At 41.6% G+C, this 16,728-nt stretch carries 13 protein-coding genes; 9 read left to right on the forward strand and 4 right to left on the reverse strand.

What is annotated here, in order from left to right; all coding sequences use genetic code 11:
- Positions 1 to 240: 240 nt before the first annotated feature.
- From G3T18_RS23420 to G3T18_RS23455, 8 genes are all read left to right on the forward strand, one after another.
- A complete protein-coding gene (locus tag G3T18_RS23420; RefSeq protein WP_224413012.1) occupies positions 241 to 975 on the forward strand; it encodes a DUF502 domain-containing protein in 735 nt (244 codons plus the stop codon).
- Positions 976 to 1,107: 132 nt separating this feature from the next.
- Entirely contained in the window at positions 1,108 to 1,749 is a 642-nt protein-coding gene (nusB, locus tag G3T18_RS23425; RefSeq protein ID WP_224413013.1) for a transcription antitermination factor NusB, read from the forward strand.
- 81 nt (positions 1,750 to 1,830) lie between these two features.
- The gene (gene ftsY, locus G3T18_RS23430; RefSeq protein WP_224413014.1) at positions 1,831 to 3,588 is read left to right on the forward strand and encodes a signal recognition particle-docking protein FtsY; all 1,758 of its coding nucleotides are present in this window, start codon (positions 1,831 to 1,833) and stop codon (positions 3,586 to 3,588) included.
- A 403-nt stretch (positions 3,589 to 3,991) separates the two neighbouring features.
- Positions 3,992 to 5,416 carry a PP2C family protein-serine/threonine phosphatase gene (locus G3T18_RS23435; RefSeq protein WP_224413015.1) on the forward strand — a complete coding sequence of 475 codons (1,425 nt, stop codon included), beginning with the start codon at positions 3,992 to 3,994 and terminating at the stop codon, positions 5,414 to 5,416.
- Between the two features lie 28 nt (positions 5,417 to 5,444).
- A complete protein-coding gene (locus tag G3T18_RS23440; RefSeq protein WP_224413016.1) occupies positions 5,445 to 5,651 on the forward strand; it encodes a hypothetical protein in 207 nt (68 codons plus the stop codon).
- A 69-nt stretch (positions 5,652 to 5,720) separates the two neighbouring features.
- Positions 5,721 to 7,109: an argininosuccinate lyase gene (gene argH, locus G3T18_RS23445; RefSeq protein WP_224413017.1), complete on the forward strand. Its 1,389-nt coding sequence runs from the start codon at positions 5,721 to 5,723 to the stop codon at positions 7,107 to 7,109.
- A gap of 770 nt (positions 7,110 to 7,879) precedes the next feature.
- A complete protein-coding gene (locus G3T18_RS23450) occupies positions 7,880 to 8,500 on the forward strand; it encodes a Uma2 family endonuclease (protein WP_224413018.1) in 621 nt (206 codons plus the stop codon).
- A 34-nt stretch (positions 8,501 to 8,534) separates the two neighbouring features.
- A complete protein-coding gene (locus tag G3T18_RS23455) occupies positions 8,535 to 9,113 on the forward strand; it encodes a Uma2 family endonuclease (RefSeq protein ID WP_224413019.1) in 579 nt (192 codons plus the stop codon).
- 167 nt (positions 9,114 to 9,280) lie between these two features.
- On the opposite strand, the gene G3T18_RS23460 is transcribed toward G3T18_RS23455, so the two are convergent.
- Positions 9,281 to 9,517 carry a hypothetical protein gene (locus G3T18_RS23460; protein ID WP_224413020.1) on the reverse strand — a complete coding sequence of 79 codons (237 nt, stop codon included), beginning with the start codon at positions 9,515 to 9,517 and terminating at the stop codon, positions 9,281 to 9,283.
- 253 nt (positions 9,518 to 9,770) lie between these two features.
- Between G3T18_RS23460 and G3T18_RS23465 the strand changes: the two genes are divergently transcribed.
- Positions 9,771 to 12,839 (forward strand): pentapeptide repeat-containing protein, encoded by a 3,069-nt coding sequence (locus G3T18_RS23465; RefSeq protein ID WP_224413021.1) that lies wholly within the window; start codon positions 9,771 to 9,773, stop codon positions 12,837 to 12,839.
- A gap of 270 nt (positions 12,840 to 13,109) precedes the next feature.
- On the opposite strand, the gene G3T18_RS23470 is transcribed toward G3T18_RS23465, so the two are convergent.
- The 3 genes from G3T18_RS23470 to G3T18_RS23480 all read right to left on the reverse strand — a co-directional run bounded on the left by G3T18_RS23470 (position 13,110) and on the right by G3T18_RS23480 (position 16,686).
- A complete protein-coding gene (locus tag G3T18_RS23470) occupies positions 13,110 to 13,424 on the reverse strand; it encodes a DUF433 domain-containing protein (protein ID WP_224413022.1) in 315 nt (104 codons plus the stop codon).
- Between the two features lie 48 nt (positions 13,425 to 13,472).
- Complete coding sequence (locus tag G3T18_RS23475) at positions 13,473 to 15,491, reverse strand: cation:proton antiporter domain-containing protein (protein ID WP_224413023.1); 2,019 nt, start codon at positions 15,489 to 15,491, stop codon at positions 13,473 to 13,475.
- A gap of 88 nt (positions 15,492 to 15,579) precedes the next feature.
- Positions 15,580 to 16,686: a serine/threonine-protein kinase gene (locus G3T18_RS23480; RefSeq protein WP_224413024.1), complete on the reverse strand. Its 1,107-nt coding sequence runs from the start codon at positions 16,684 to 16,686 to the stop codon at positions 15,580 to 15,582.
- Between the last annotated feature and the right edge of the window lie 42 nt (positions 16,687 to 16,728).

Below are 16,728 nucleotides of genomic sequence, written 5' to 3' on the forward strand. Positions count from 1 at the left end.
ATTCACTTTCTCGGTCGTGAAGCCACAAGTTTTTTCGCTCAAGACCAGTTAAACTGCTTTTTTGTGTCCTGTTCGGGTTCATAGAAAAGCAGTTAGATCCTTTGAGAGTAAGGCAGATCGGTAAAAATTGAGGTATAGCTTCCACGAACGAGAAATATCTGAAGACTTGCAACAATTCTTTACAAGTTTTACAAATAAAAAAGGAAGGATTCACTATTTTAGACGGAGAGTCAGCGCTCTGTGATCCAACGCTTAAAACAAAATTTAAAAAATGACCTAATTGCGGGTCTGCTGGTAGTAATCCCACTAGCCACAACCATTTGGCTAACTTATACCATTTCTACCTGGGTAATCGATTTTCTCACCCGGATACCAAAGCAACTTAATCCTTTTGACAGTCTGCACCCGATTTTAACCAATCTACTCAATTTAGTGGTAGGTTTAGCTGTGCCATTAACGTTTATTTTGTTAATTGGCTTAATGGCTCGGAATATTGTCGGGCGATGGTTATTGGATGTAGGCGAGCGAGTTTTGCAAGCGATCCCTTTTGCCGGGTCAATATACAAAACTCTCAAACAATTGCTAGAAACACTGCTCAAAGATTCTAATAATAAGTTTCGTCGAGTGGTGTTGGTAGAATATCCGCGCCGAGGAATGTGGGCGATCGCCTTTGTGACGGGTGGAGTCAGTAACGAACTTCAGCCAGATTTGTCTGATGAGATGATTAGTCTGTTTATCCCGACTACACCGAATCCAACCACAGGTTGGTATGCGATCGTTCCTGAATCAGACGTGATTAATCTCTCGCTCTCAATCGAAGATGCTTTTAAAGTGTTAATCTCTGGTGGAATTGTTACTCCTACTAACACAATGCCGATTTCTCTCCCCGATAATTACCAAAATCACGCCAAAACTCCCCTCTCTCAGTTGTCTGAAGAAAAACGTCAAGCTATACCCCTGGAAGAAGAAAGGTGATCTACTCCTACGCCGACTCATTTGAGTACGGTGTAGGCTTCTCACTAACTTTTAGACAATTTCTCTCAAAGAACGAGCAATATTGTTATAGGCTTGCTTATTGATACTCAATAGATTGCCAAATATAAAATTATGAAAAGTCAAAAAAGACCTCGCCGCATCGCCCGCGAGTTAGCTTTGTTAAGCTTAAGTCAAATTAGCGGTAAACCAGAAAAATTAGCAGAGCGACAACTAAATGATTTGGTAGTTGCAGCGCTGCGTACTCTCAGAGGCGAAATGCAAGAAGCTCTGGAAACCGCAGTCGCCGAAGTGATTCGAGGCAGCGATCGCCTGAAAAATAGCGAAACGAATGCTGCTACACTTAGCAGTGCTAGGGCAATGGTGACAGAAGCAATTGAACTGACTCAAAGTGCGATTAACCGTTTGGGAACAGCTATCGACTTACCAGTATTTATTCAATTGGCTGAGGAACGTACTCAAGTACGCTCTTATGCTGTAGAAATAATCAGTACTGTCTACCGGAGACGAGAAGAAATTGATGTTATTCTCTCTGAAGCAATAGTGAACTGGCAACTTAATCGCCTCCCGAAAATCGATCGCGATATTCTCCGCATTGCTGTAGCAGAAATTTTATTTCTCAATACTGAGGAACAAGTGGCGATTAATGAAGCCGTGGAACTCGCCAAATCTTATTCTGATGACGAAGGACGACGCTTGATTAATGGTGTTTTGCGCCGAGTTAGTAATAAAATCGAAACTAAAGCGGGCGTTTGAGTCCGAAAATGATTATCTTGATAAAAATGCTCGGATTTATAGATTCGAGATTTTCTTGCCGCCAGTAAAATAGGTGCAACTGTGTTTAATTGGTTTCGCCGACAGTTCAGCGATCGCGCTAAAACAGAACAAGACGAAGAAAAACAATCACAAACTCAGCCTCCTCAGACAGAGGCAGAATCTGCTGTTGATGAGCAAGCTGAGACTACTTCCACTCAAGAAAGTGAAGAGGCTCTTAATTGGGCGAAAGCTGCTTATAAAAGTATTCAGCAGCGCAAACTTAAGGAAAAAGCTGAGTTAGAAGCAAGTCAGTCTCAAACCTCTGAAGTTGCTGCTAGCAAACCAGAAACGGAAACTATTACCACAGCAGAAACGGAAACTGTTGAGAAAGTAACTACAGAAGCAGAAACAGAAACGAAGGTTGAGGAAACAGCTCCTGAAGTAAAAACGGAAACTACGACTCAACCAGTATCTTTAACTGAAGAGGAAACAAAGGTTGAGGAAACAGCTCCTGAAGTAAAAACGGAAACTACAACTCAACCAGTATCTTTAACTGAAGAGGAAACAAAGGTTGAGGAAACAGCTCCTGAATCAGCCTCAGTGGGAGAAGAAACTACGACTCAACCAGTATCCGTAACTGAAGAGGAAACAAAGGTTGAGGAAACAGCTCCTGAATCAGCCTCAGTGGTAGAAGAAACTACGACTCAACCAGCCAAACCAGTTCCCGCGTGGATGCGGAAATCAGATGGTTTAGAACGCTTGCGGGAAACTGCGATTGAAGAAGAACCAGCAACTCCCGTAGCTGCAACAGCAGAAACAGAAACAGGTGTTGACTTTGATGAAGAGTTTATTTGGTCAGCACAAGTTTTAGCAAGTCAAGGGCGATCGCCGGAAGATGTTTCGGAAGAAGAAATTAGCTGGCTGAAGCGACTGCGACAGGGGCTTGGTAAAACTCGCCGAGGTTTGATTAATCAGTTAAAATCAATCGTTGGTCAAGGTCCGCTCAATCAAGATGCAGTAATGGAAATTGAAGCCTTACTGTTACAAGCGGATGTAGGGGTTGAAGCGACAGATTACATTATCGAAACCTTACAAGACAAACTACGAGAGGAAGCTTTACCTCCAGAACAGGCGATCGCCTATTTAAAACAAATTTTACGCGATTTGCTCGATCGCCCTCTCCAAGATACCGAAACTACTGTTTTTGTCCCCGAAAAGGATATCCTGAATATTTGGCTGATTACGGGTGTCAATGGGGCAGGGAAAACTACTACTATTGGTAAATTAGCTCATTTAGCCAATAAATCTGGCTACACCACCACGATCGCGGCGGCTGATACTTTCCGCGCTGCGGCTGTCGAACAGGTGAAAGCTTGGGGCGATCGCTCAAATACACCTGTAATTGCTAATCCCGGTAAAAATACTGACCCAGCAGCAGTGGTTTTTGATGCGATTACCGCCGCCCAATCTCGTAACATTGAGTTACTGCTTGTGGATACTGCCGGACGGTTACAAAACAAGAAAAACTTGATGGAGGAATTGGCAAAAATTCGTCGCGTGATCGACCGCAAAGCTCCCCAGGCGAGAATCGAATCACTTTTAGTTTTGGATGCTACTCTCGGTCAAAACGGCTTGCGTCAAGCACAAGTCTTTTCGGAAGCAGCTAAATTGAGTGGGGTGGTCTTGACAAAACTTGATGGAACTGCTAAAGGTGGTGTTGCCTTAGCTGTTACCCAACAAATGAATTTACCAATTCGTTTTATTGGGGCAGGAGAAGGAATTGAAGATTTACGTCCTTTTTCCAGTTATGAGTTTGTCGAAGCCTTACTAAATGGTTAAAAAATTAGGTAGTAGGTAAGTCGAGTGCTTTGGTGGTGTGAGGTTGAGTACGATCGCTTTTGCTTACTAGCAAAAAAAATTCTGCTGATAGATTGGCAGAATCGCCATTTAACGGTATTATTGACCAACTCTAGGTAAATTAGTAGTTCATTACTACTAGGTTGATTGTTGAAGTAGAGCAACTAGCACAGTGTGATTACCGATAAAATAGCTTTAACGCGATGGCTGCGGCAGTATTGACAATTTTATTGCCAGTCGAAGAACAGCTAGATGACATTCTCAACAAAGCGATCGCCATTGAGAGACGTAGTATCTTAATCTCTTGACCAAAGACAGCTAAAGTTCTCAAGTACCGTTTTGTAATTGATTCTCTGCCCACTTGATGCTATCAAAATCTGATGCAATGACTGCTGCTCCTCTCCCACGCCACCAGTTATCCCCGGATCTTAATCATAGCGATGGTAATCTCATCGCTGAAGGTACGCCAATTTTGGCACTAAAAGAATTGGTGGCAAATTTACACCGCGAACAGCGTAAAGTCCAAAATTTATTAAGTTCTCTAGGGTTTGCTCTGCGTAGCTTCAATAACTTAAATCAGTTTTTGGAGTTAATTCCTTTGATGGCAACTAGGGTAACTGATGCTGATGGCGGTGCTTTAATTTTGTTTAAACCAAATGGTCAAATTCGTCTGGAAAGATTGCACTGCGTAGAAGGTAATACTTGTCAAGATATTCGTCAAGCTTTAGAGCAAGCAATTAAAGCGGCGACGGTGGATCGCCAAGCTAGCCAAAATGAGTCTTTTACCGATCGCCTCGACGAGCAATTAAAAGAAATTCTTGGTTCTCAAGTACACAGTTTTGGTACGCCAATTTTGGTGAAGAGTGTGGAAAGAGGACGTTTATATATTTTTAGCGGCGATCGCGATTATCTTTGGACTCCCACCAGACAAAAGTTGGTTCAATTGGTGGCAGATCAAACGGCTGTGGCGATCGCTAACCATGAGTTAACTGTTGAGTTACGCAAAAAAGAACGTCTCGATCGCGAGTTGGAAATTGCTTCGGAAATTCAGCTTCAACTTTTACCCCGCAAATGCCCGAAAATTAAAGGTGTAGAATTGGCAGCCGCTTGTAAAACGGCTAATCGGGTTGGGGGTGATTATTATGATTTTATTCCTGCTAATTACGACCAGCTTAAGTTTCAACAAGAAAATGAGGAAGAAGAGGTAACTTCTGTTCCTTGGAGTATCGTGATTGGTGATGTGATGGGAAAAGGTGTTCCGGCTGGTTTGATCATGACGATGACTAGAGGAATGCTGCGTGCGGAAGTTCTTAACCGTCACACTCCGGCGCGAATTTTACAACATTTGAATCGGGTAATGTATGCCGATTTAGAAAATAATAATCGGTTTGTCACTTTGTTTTATTCGGAGTATGACCCGAATACAGGTATCCTTTCTTATAGTAATGCTGCTCACAATCCTCCTTTGTTATGGAAGGCTAGCGATCGCGCCATTGAAAAACTTGATAGTTGGGGAATGTTGATCGGTTTGGATACTGATTCTGAGTATGAAGATGCTCAAACTCAGTTAGCTCCAGGAGATGTGGTGATGTACTATACTGATGGCTTTACTGATGCGGTTAATCAAAATGGTTCTCGTTTTGATGAGGAAAATTTGCTTCGCGCTTTTGAGTGGGGCTGTCAGCATTGCCATCATCCTCAAGCAATTCTCGAACATTTGTTTGATTCGGTACAAGATTTTATTGGTGCTGGGAATACTAATGGTGATGATATGACTTTGGTGATTATGCAGATACAATCTACTCGATAATCTATTTTTTCCACAGGAGATGTTTTTGATGCTGGATTCAGTCGTAGCCTTAGTTAACTCTGGGTTGAGCGATTTTTTGGCTTTGAGTGGAACGGTTTTGGCTCAAACAGTAACTGAACCCAATGTACTAGACCAAATGCGTGAGGCTTTTGGTCAGTTTGTTGAGTCTGGTCAGTTGTGGGCTTTAATTATTGGTTTAGTTATTGGTTATCTTTTCAAGACTTTTTTTTCTTGATTAATTAAAGTTACGATTTATTTCAAGCTTGGCTTGTAACGTTGACAAAATTACTAACTCAGGGTAGAAGTGACAGAGAAAAAAACTTGGAGCGATCGCTTTGAAACCGCTTTGCATCCGGCGATCGCTAGATTTAATGCTAGCATCGGTTTCGATATTGAGTTAATTGAATACGACCTGACGGGATCGATCGCCCATGCGAAAATGTTAGCCCATACAGGGATTATCTCGAAAGAAGAGGGACAGCAGTTAGTGACGGGTTTGGAGCAAATTCGCCGCGAATATCAAGAAGGTAATTTCACTCCTGGGATAGATGCGGAAGACGTGCATTTTGCTGTCGAACGCAGGTTGACCGAGTTAGTCGGGGATGTGGGAAAAAAATTGCACACCGCGCGATCGCGTAACGATCAAGTTGGGACAGACATCCGTTTGTATTTGCGTGCGGAAATTGACGAAATTCGGGAAAAATTGCGGGAATTTCAGCAAATATTAGTGGAATTAGCGGAAGAGAATGTGGAAACCTTGATTCCCGGTTACACGCATTTGCAACGGGCGCAACCATTGAGTTTAGCCCATCATCTGCTAGCATATTTCCAAATGGCACAGCGCGACTGGCAGCGTTTAGGGGAAATTCGAGTCAGAACCAATACATCGCCCTTAGGATGCGGTGCATTAGCCGGAACGACATTTCCCATCGACAGACATTATAGCGCCGCCCAGTTAGGTTTCGACGGCATTTACCAGAATAGTTTAGATGGAGTCAGCGATCGCGACTTTGCCATCGAATTTCTCTGCGCCGCTAGTATAATTATGGTGCATTTGAGTCGCTTATCAGAAGAAGTTATTCTCTGGTCATCTCAAGAATTTAACTTCGTCACCCTCAAAGATAGCTGCGCGACAGGTTCGAGTATTATGCCTCAGAAAAAGAACCCCGACGTGCCAGAATTAATTAGGGGAAAATCCGGGCGAGTTTTCGGACATTTGCAAGGAATGTTAGTCTTGATGAAAGGTTTACCTCTCGCTTATAACAAAGACTTGCAAGACGACAAAGAAGCAATTTTTGACAGCGTAAAAACCGTTAAAGCTTGTCTAGAAGCAATGACAATTTTGTTAGGAGAAGGTATCGAATTTAGAAAAGAAAGACTAGCCGAAGCAGTCGCCGAAGACTTTTCTAATGCTACCGACGTTGCCGATTATTTAGCCACCAAAGGAGTACCTTTTAGGGAAGCTTATAACTTAGTCGGAAAAGTAGTTAAAACCAGTTTAGCCGCAGGTAAATTGTTAAAAGACTTGACAATTAGTCAATGGAAAGAATTGCATCCTAGCTTTGAAGAAGATATCTATGACGCGATCGCACCTCGTCAAGTTGTAGCCGCCAGAAATAGTTATGGTGGGACAGGTTTTGACCAAGTTAGGGAAGCCCTAGTCAAAGCCCAAAATACGCTTAGTAGCGATTAAAATTGAGGTTCGCAGTCACCGCTTTAGCAGCGATTATTTTTCTTAAAAAAAAAGGTTAAAACCCGCTCAATCTAGGTTCGTAGTCACCGCTTTAGCGGTGATTATTTTTCTTAAAAAAAGGTTAAAACCCGCTCAATCTAGGTTCGTAGTCACCGCTTTAGCGGTGATTATTTTTCTTAAAAAAAAAGGTTAAAACCCGCTCAATCTAGGTTCGTAGTCACCGCTTTAGCGGTGATTATTTTTCTTGAAAAGAGAAACATGAGATTTACGCGATCGCGTCAAAAACTTATTCAGAGTCACCGCTTTAGCAGCGATTATTTTTCTTAAAAAAAAGGTTAAAACCCGCTCAATCTAGGTTCGTAGTCACCGCTTTAGCGGTGATTATTTTTCTTAAAAAGAGAAACATGAGATTTACGCGATCGCGTCAAAAACTTATTCAGAGTCACCGCTTTAGCAGCGATCGCCTTTACTTAAAAAAGTATTGAACTTTACGCGATCGTACTTCTACACTTAGAAATCTAATAGGAACAATTATAGCAATACCAGATAGATCGAAGATATTTTCTAACCTTGTCGCTAACAATTCCAATAATACCAGTTATTCTCAAGTCCAGCTACAACCGTCTAAAACAATAGTGCTATACTTTAAACATCTTTGATCCTCAACTTACCACAAATATCCTAAAAAATAATTCATTTTTTATCAAAAAACATAATTACTTCAGCCAACCTACACTCAACTTAAAAACCACAGTTAGGGAGAAAAAAAAGTGGTTCAGAAATCGAATATAAATACACCAATTCGCTTTACCACCAAAGATTTAGAACTAATCACCGATGAAGGAAAACATTACGAAATTATCAACGGAGAATTATTCGTGACCAAATCGCCTCATTGGAATCATAATAAAGCAGTAGGACGACTTTATTCCGCCTTAGATAATTGGACATTAACATCAGGTTTTGGCGAAGCAGTACCCTTTCCTGGTATCGTTTTCGACGAAGAAAATGCAGTCGAACCCGATGCAGTTTGGATTGCCGATTTAGAACGACTCAATCAAATTTTAGACCAAGCGGGACACCTAACACAAGCACCCGATTTAGTGATTGAATCCTTATCTGCGGGAAGCAAAAATCAGCGTCGAGATAAAGAATTAAAGCTAAGACTTTATTCAGTAAGAGGTGTAAAAGAATACTGGATTGTGGACTGGCGAACTGAGAAACTAGAAGTCTACCGTCGCGAAGAAGCTAGATTAATATTAGTAGAAACTCTTTTCGCTGGAGATGTTTTGCGATCGCCGCAAGCGGCGCTGGGCTTTGCCCAATCGCCTTTACTTCCAGAATTTGCAATGCCAATTACCCAAATTTTTGCCCGTAAACAAACTAGGTAACTAAATAATATCATAAAATTACCCTTATCGAACCATGAACGCGCTAATTCTTAACTTACCCAATACCTTAAAACTCACTCACGAACGATTTGAGCAACTAGCAGCAGCTAACCGAGATTTGCGCTTAGAATTAACTGCAAACGGAGAATTAATTATTATGCCACCTACTGGCGGTAACACAGGTAGGAGAAACAGCAAATTAACCTATCAATTAGAAGCATGGAACAGACGAAACTTACTTGGCGAAGTATTTGATTCTTCCACGGTATTTCAATTACCTAACGGCGCAGAACGTTCTCCCGATGTTGCTTGGATAACCCAAGCAAGATGGTCAGCTTTAACAGCAGAAGAACAAGATACATTTCCCCCTTTATGTCCTGATTTTATTATTGAATTACGCTCAAAAACAGACTCCTTAAAAAAGCTGCAAGAAAAGATGCAAGAATACATGGATAACGGTTGTCGTCTTGGTTGGTTAATTAATCCTCAACAGCGCGAAGTAGAAATTTATCGTCCCCAACAAAACAAAGAAGTATTAGTTTCCCCGACCAATATTTCTAGTGAAGATATTTTACCTGGTTTCAAACTTGACTTGCAGCAGATTTTTGATTGATAGATTCGGAAAATAGTTATAAATTCATGCAAATTATTACGCGCAAACAAACGTTGTAGTGCATCAGAACTGATAACCAAAAGTCAATAAAACAATATCTTCTAAACTGGTTTCAGAACCTCTAGTTGGATTCAAATTTGCTAACCAAACCTCTCCTCATTTAAAAGTCATTTTTCCTCTGCTTGTTTGAGAAGTTCTTGATACCCATCTATTCCTAATTCCGCTAACTGGCGGTCTTCCTCAGCAGATTCCTGATAAAGACTAGCTATTTTGTCTTCATTAATCGTCAAGTTAGTTTTGCGATCGCGAAATTTAAGAAAAGCGATAAACTCTCTAATTTCTTGAAGTTGTTCTTCGTTAAGGTTTTCTAGTTCTCGGCTAAGAAAATCTTTCAGCGCAATCATTTGATATTCTCCCAAAAGGTATCCTCTTCTCAGGAGGAGAGTTATTAAAGAAATAATTCTCTATATTTTATCGCGTCAAGTAGAAATTTACCGTCGGCAATAAAACAAAATAGATTCATGATGTATTTTAACTTTTAAGAAAAAGATTGTAAAAAAATTTTCTGCTTACTGGCTGAGAAATTTGCCAAAACTATCCTGATTTAAGTTAAAACAGAAGAAAAATAAACTTAGCTTCCGTGAAATCATCAGCGTTATGAAACTTTGGCGAAAACTTTGGGAAACACTCAACACCGAAATTACTATTCCTTGGGACGAAACAATTCAAGGTAGTGTCGAAGCTGGAAAAAACGTCTTAGAATTAGCAAAAGCGTTGCGAGAAAATCAAGATGCGGAAGCCTTAGCCCCCTTAGTTGGTCGCCTTGACTCGCTGCTCGATGTGTTAGACTCACCCTTAGTAGAAGTTGCGGGTGCGGCTTTACCTTTCGTTTCCATCGCTACGGGAACAATCAAATTTATTGTTGAGAAAAGCCACAAAGAGCCAAGTTTAGAAACGAGCATCGCCTTAGTTAGTCAGGCGGCATATTTGGAGAGTTTCCGGCAGTTTCTTGGTGAACATCCAGAAGTTAAAAATCAGTTAGAAAATACTCCCGCTTCCCAAGAAGTTGCTCGAAAACTGAGACAATTAGGACAAAACTTAGAAGTAAACGGTCAAGAAATTGAATTTAACGAAAAATACGCTAAAGAAACCTTGATTTGTTTTCATGAGTCGCCTTTAGCGAAAGTATTTAATCCTCTGCTCGCGGCGCGGTTGCAAGAGTCAGGGCTGACGGAAAACGAGGCAAAAATTGTTACCGAAAGAGTTTCGCGAAACACTCATCGCTATTTGAAAGCAACGGTTGCGGAAATTAAAGATAAAGTGCCGCGTTTAGCCGCAGTTTATGGCGAAGGTTGGCAGCGAGATTTAGAAATTTACTCTAGTTTGGATAACTATTTACAAGATGTCATTGCCAAGAAACCTTTAGAAACTGTATTTGATGAAAAGTTTACTTTCCAAGACATTTATGTACCCTTGGAGGTGAAACCTGTAAAAAGTGGTGAAGTAGACGAAGATGCTGCTGCCGAGAATATCGAAGCTTGGGCAAAAAATTTACTTCTAGATGAAACTAAACAAAGAAAAATTTTATTCATTCAAGGAGGTCCCGGACGGGGAAAAAGTGTTTTTTGTCGAATGTTTGCCGACTGGGTAAGGCGCGAATTACACCCAATTTATACACCAATTTTAATTCGTTTGCGAGATGTACGCGATTTGAAACAAGATTTTGATGAGACTCTCAGTGCGGCTGTTGGTTGGGATTTTGTGAAGAATGACAAAGGTTGGTTGACAGAAAGAAATACGCGCTTTTTGTTTTTCTTAGATGGCTTTGATGAGTTACTTTTAGAACGAGGCGCGAGTAATGCCCTGAAACAGTTTTTAGACCAAATTGAGCAGTTTCAGCGACACTGCAACGAAAATAACGAACGCGGACATCGTGTTTTGGTGACGGGTAGACCCCTGGCTTTGTATGGAATTGAGCGCTTGATGCCGGGAAATTTGGCGCGAGTGAGTATTGTTCCGATGAGTGAGGAAATTCAACAACAGTGGTTGGAGAAATGGCAAAATGTTGTTGCAGAAAACCCCGATCTTGCGGAAGAGAAAACTAAGCAATTTCAGCAATTTTTAGCAGATGCAAATTGTCCCGCACAAGTAAAGGAACTAGCCCAAGAACCTTTGTTGCTTTACCTCCTAGCAGCTATGTATCGTGACAATCAGATTAAGGCGCAAGATTTCGCTGAAGCTAGCCAAGGTGGGGCAAAAGTGCTGATTTATGAGTCAGCTTTGGACTGGGTACTGAACAAGCAGCGCACTACAGAAGCAGGAAGAAATCTTAATCTTGATTTGACTAATTTAGAACCAGAAGATTTACGCAGTATTCTCGCCGAAGCGGGGTTGTGTGTAGTGCAGTCGGGACGGGAATATGCTGCTATTGCCGCGATTAAAAGCCGTTTGGAAGAAAAAGAAGACGAAGCCGCAAAAAAATTGCTGACAGCAGCCCAGGAAAGTGAAGAACCTCTGAAAAATGCTTTGGCTGCTTTTTATCTGAAGTCGGTAGCGGGGGCAGAAAATTCCGTTGAGTTTTTCCATAAGAGTTTCGGTGAGTTTTTGTGCGCCGAACGGATGGTGGAAAGTTTGCAGGAGTGGACGACTAAAACTGGTAAGCGGCGCAAAACTTACGAAACTTTGACCTCAGTATTAGATTGGCAAGTTTACGATTTATTTGGTTATGGTAACTTGACGCAGGAAATTGTCGAGTATGTGATGGCATTATTGGAGAAAGAACAGACTGATTTAGCAGTGCTATTTGAGCGTCTCAATGATTTTTATTTGCGCTGGAGTGATGGCGAGTTTATTGAAGCTACCAACGAGACGTTACCGCAGAAAAAGGCGAGACATTTACAAATTGAGCGTGGACAGCGAGAAGTTGATATTTATGCCGGGTTGAATGTTTTAATTTTGTTGCTTGAGTTGCATCGCTACGCTAAGTCTGGTGACAAAGGGCAGATTGATTTTCATCCTTGCGGTAAACCAGGTACAGATGATTTTGATGAGACGCGACTACTACGCATTTTTGGTTACAGTCAGTGTTTAGGCGCTTTTGCTTATTTGGAAATACTAGGTAAGTTTTTCCGTCGCGCAGACCTCAGAGGTGCAGACCTCACGGGCGCAGATCTCACAGGTGCAGACCTCAGAAGCGCAGACCTCAGAAGCGCAGACCTCAGTGACGCAATCCTCAGAAGTGCAGTCCTCAGAAGTGCAGTCCTCAGAAGTGCAGACCTCAGTGACGCAAACCTCACAGGTGCAGACCTCAGAAGCGCAGACCTCAGTGAGGCAATCCTTAGAAGCGCAGACCTTAGAAGTGCAGATTTCAGTGAGACAATCCTCAGAAGTGCAGATTTCAGTGAGGCAAACCTCAGTGGCGCAAACCTCAGAAGTGCAGTCCTCAGTGACGCAAACCTCACAGGTGCAAACCTCAGTGACTCAAACCTCAGTGACTCAAACCTCAGTGGCGCAAACCTCAGAAGCGCAAACCTCAGAAACGCAAACCTCAGTGGCGCAGACCTCAGAAGCGCAAACCTCAGTGGCGCAGACCTCAGTGGCGCAGACCTCAGTGGCGCAAACCTCAGTGGCGCAGACCTCAGTGGTGTGCTATGGGATAGTTACACAATATGGTCAAATGCAATCAACTTGCACGAAGCTGAGAACGTACCAGAGGGTCTTCTGTAGTTAATCGCTGATGACAATTTATAATTGTTTTCTAATGTTTCAGCGATTTTGGTCTATTGTCTCAGAATGTCATGCTGAATGAAATCCTGAACGAAGTGAAGGATTGAATGTTCGCGTAGCGTTCTCAAAGAGTAGCATCTCTAGACAAAGTTGTATCGAGATTCTACCCTACGGGTTCCGCTTTAGCGGTACGCTACTCTGCGAGAAGCCGCTAGCGCGTCTACGCTCAGAATGACAATTGTTGGCGATGTTGTAAAGTGAAATTGCCACTTAAATTAGTCCTTTCATACGCATTCTTACTACGAAAGGAGAAGGAGATGCTGTAGATTTTTCTTGCTTTACTTCTTCCCATTCGCGACGAATTTCTGCCTCGATTTCATCTTGAAAGTCAAAATAATAAGCCATTGCTGCGTGAGCTTCTGATAATTTGAGATAGGGGTGTTGGCGACACATTTCTTCGACAGACCAACCGTAAGCAAGATAGTCCATAACAATTTGAGCAACGCGGATGCGGGGTATGCGTTTTAATCTCGCAGATTGGTTTTCTGGTTTTTCGAGATGAGGATAAATAACTTCGGAGGTCATAGCGTTTACAAGCTCTCTTGGTGTCAATTATAGTCAGAATAAATTTTATTAAACGGGTTCGCTGTTGTTATCGAGTTTGCCTTGAATTAAATCCCGGAAAGCTGCTAATTCGGCGGCGTTACCGACGACCATTAATTTATCCCCGGAACGCAAAATTGTCTCGCCTTTGGGATAATAAATTGTTTGTTGGTGTTGTTGAATTGTCATGACTGTGGCTCCGGTCAAATTGCGAATATTGGCTGCGGCTAAGGTACGATTATCTAAGGGAGAATTCGCAGGTAAAGTTAGCCATTCGTTTTTCAATTCGGGGGCGACTTCTCTTAAGTCTTTTTGTAATAATTCATCAGCACGTTCGGGGCGAATTGTCAAGTATCTGCCGCGACGAATAGCGCTAATTACTGACTGAATTTGGTTTTGGGTTACACCGAGGGTGGAAAGCATATGTGCGCCCATTTCGAGGGCGGCTTCAAATTCGGGTTGGACGACTTCACGGGCTCCTAGTTGCGTGAGGAGGTCAATTTCGCTGTTTTCGTGAGAACGGGCGACGATATCAAGCTCTGGGGCTAGTTTGAGGGCGCGTTTGAGGAGTAGTCTGGTACTATTAGGATCGGGAAGTGCGATCGCTAATGCCTTGGCTTTCTCTAAATGAGCTTTTTCTAAGACTAATTCTGAGTCTCCGTCACCAAATAAGTAAGGAATTTGTTCGGTTTTTAAGCGTTTAATTGCTGCTTCGCTATTTTCGATTACTAATACTTGATATCCTTGAGATTTGAGAATATTAACTACTACTTGTCCGACTCTTCCATAACCTGCAACAACGACATGGTTATTAATTTTTTCGGGGATTGATAAGTCTTTGAGATCGCGAAACTTGCGGAGATAATTTGCTAAAATAGGGAGATTAGCTATTTTTTCAGCAAGACGAGGCGATAATTTTAAACCTATGGGAGTTAGGACTAATGTAATAGCTGTAGTTCCTAAAATCAGCAAGTATTTTTCCTGAGAAATAAACCCTTGTTCTAGCCCCACTAAAGCTAAAACAAAGGAAAATTCCCCAATTTGATTTAAGCCAAAAGCAGAAATTACTGCCGTTTTAAATGAGTAACCAAACTTTAAAACAATGGGTAAAATAATTATTGCTTTGCCTAGCATAACAATTGTTACTAAACTGATAATTATCCCTAAATTATCAAGTAAAATACTTGGATCAATTAGCATTCCAATCGAAGCAAAAAATAAGCTGGCAAAAGTGTCGCGCAAAGGCAATATTTTCGCTAAAGCTTGGTCAGCATAATCAATTTCGGCAATCATTAAACCAGCGACAAAAGCCCCCATTTCAATGGAAATTCCCAGACTAGCAGTAATTAAAGCCACACCCAAACAAAGCGCAATTACAGTAAGCAGAAATAACTCGCTACTTTCAGTAGAAGCAATATTTTTAATTACTTTTGGAACAATCCAACGCCCAACTGCGATCGCCGCAGCTAAAAATAAACTAATCTTGAGGAAAGCTGCTAATAATGCTGTTCCTAAATCGGCTGGTTGATTCAGTGCTGGTAAAATTGCTAACATTAGCCCTAAAGCTAAATCTTGAGCAATTAAAATACCAAGCATAACTTGACCGTGTAAAGTATTGACTTCACCTCGTTCAGTGAGCGTTTTTAGCACTACAGCAGTGGAAGAAAGAGAAAGAATCGCACCGAGAAAGATACCTTGAACGATTCCTTCTACCCAACCAACTAAAGTAGCTAAAATTGCTACTAAAGCGACAGTTAAACCAATTTGTAAAACACTACCTTTAAGGGCGATATCTTTAACTCGTTTGAGTTCCGCGAGGGAAAATTCTACACCGAGGGCGAATAATAATAAAGCTACGCCAATTTCGGCTAAAGGTTCAATTTGTTCGACTTCATTTAATAATTTAAGTCCAAAAGGTCCGACAACTACTCCACTGAGGAGATAACCTAAAAGTACAGGTTGACGCAAGCGATTTGCACAATAACCTCCTAGTGCAGAAGCTCCCAGAACGATAGTAAGATCCAAAATAAAATTGTGTCCGGCTGCCATATTTTTTTGCTCTGGGGAAGTTTGCTAAGTAAGGTTAAATTAATTATTATTCAAGCTGAATTAATTTCTGGGATTAGTAAAAAGGAGATTAGATGGAGTTATTCTGGTTATATAACTGATTTCTAATTTCGCGAATTTTGCGTGCTTGTTGTCTTTTTTGGAAACGGCTTTTCCATTCTCGGATAGCTTTACCAGTTCTTTGTGCATAAGAAAGAGAATGAGATGGGGTTTCAGTTTCGGGTTCGGGTTCTGATGTCGGTTGATTTTTCACAGTCATGCAATGAGTTAAGTCTGGTTGAGATGGTTGAGGTTCTAAATCTCGGATAATAGCGGCTGCGTTTTGATAGCGCTGTTGAACATTAACTTTGAGCATTTTGTCTAAAATTTGCCCAAAGGAAGGACTTACTTCCACAGTATCACGCCAAATAATTTCTCCGGTGCGGCGATCGCTGTCGAAATCTAAGGGTGCTTTGGCTGTGAGTAAGTATAAACAAGTGACACCGAGTGCATAAAGATCGCTAGCATAAACAGGACGCAAGCAAAATTGTTCGGGGGGTGCAAATCCTACTGTCCCGATAAAGTTGGTGGTTACTGACTTAAAACTGGTATCTCCGACGTTGGTTAATTGTTCTTTTACTGCACCAAAGTCAATCAAAACTAATCTCCCATCGTCTTGGCAGCGAATGATATTTTGTGGTTTAATATCTCGGTGAATTACGCCTTTACTGTGAATGTATTGCAGTGCAGGAAGCATTTGCCGTAAAAATTGTTTGACGGCATTTTCTGACTGACAACCGTAGCGCCTAACTAATCTTGCCAGAGTTATACCCCGGACGTATTCTTGAACGAGAAAAAAATCCTCTTCCAAGACAAAATAGTCTAATAGTAAAGGAATTTGCGAGTGACTTCCTAATAAAGAAAGGGTTTTCGCCTCTCGCTTGAAGCGTTGACGGGCAGTGGCTAAGGCAGATGTATTATTAATTTTGGGACAGAGTTGCTTAATGACGCATAAGGGATTACCAGGTAAAACTGTATTCCGGGCTAAAAAAGTTACGCCGAAGCCACCTCTACCTAGCATCCGTAAAATTAGGTAGCGATCGCGAAATAATTTTTCTTGACCACAAAGCTGACCGAGAAGAGTATCCTGGAGAATGTCGGAATGAAACGAAGATAGGTTAGGGCGAGGAAAATTCATAGCCTGTTCTTGACGGGAGAGTTTAGAGTCGCAAGCTTAGTT

Source organism: Oscillatoria salina IIICB1, assembly GCF_020144665.1.
GTDB lineage: Bacteria > Cyanobacteriota > Cyanobacteriia > Cyanobacteriales > SIO1D9 > IIICB1.

What these genes read in the sequence shown, in the direction of transcription:
- G3T18_RS23480 (WP_224413024.1), bottom strand. Translation starts at nt 16,686, where the DNA reads ATGAATTTTCCTCGCCCTAACCTATCTTCGTTTCATTCCGACATTCTC.
- G3T18_RS23435 (WP_224413015.1), top strand. Translation starts at nt 3,992, where the DNA reads ATGACTGCTGCTCCTCTCCCACGCCACCAGTTATCCCCGGATCTTAAT.
- G3T18_RS23460 (WP_224413020.1), bottom strand. Translation starts at nt 9,517, where the DNA reads ATGATTGCGCTGAAAGATTTTCTTAGCCGAGAACTAGAAAACCTTAAC.
- G3T18_RS23470 (WP_224413022.1), bottom strand. Translation starts at nt 13,424, where the DNA reads ATGACCTCCGAAGTTATTTATCCTCATCTCGAAAAACCAGAAAACCAA.
- G3T18_RS23465 (WP_224413021.1), top strand. Translation starts at nt 9,771, where the DNA reads ATGAAACTTTGGCGAAAACTTTGGGAAACACTCAACACCGAAATTACT.
- G3T18_RS23475 (WP_224413023.1), bottom strand. Translation starts at nt 15,491, where the DNA reads ATGGCAGCCGGACACAATTTTATTTTGGATCTTACTATCGTTCTGGGA.
- G3T18_RS23440 (WP_224413016.1), top strand. Translation starts at nt 5,445, where the DNA reads ATGCTGGATTCAGTCGTAGCCTTAGTTAACTCTGGGTTGAGCGATTTT.
- nusB (WP_224413013.1), top strand. Translation starts at nt 1,108, where the DNA reads ATGAAAAGTCAAAAAAGACCTCGCCGCATCGCCCGCGAGTTAGCTTTG.
- G3T18_RS23455 (WP_224413019.1), top strand. Translation starts at nt 8,535, where the DNA reads ATGAACGCGCTAATTCTTAACTTACCCAATACCTTAAAACTCACTCAC.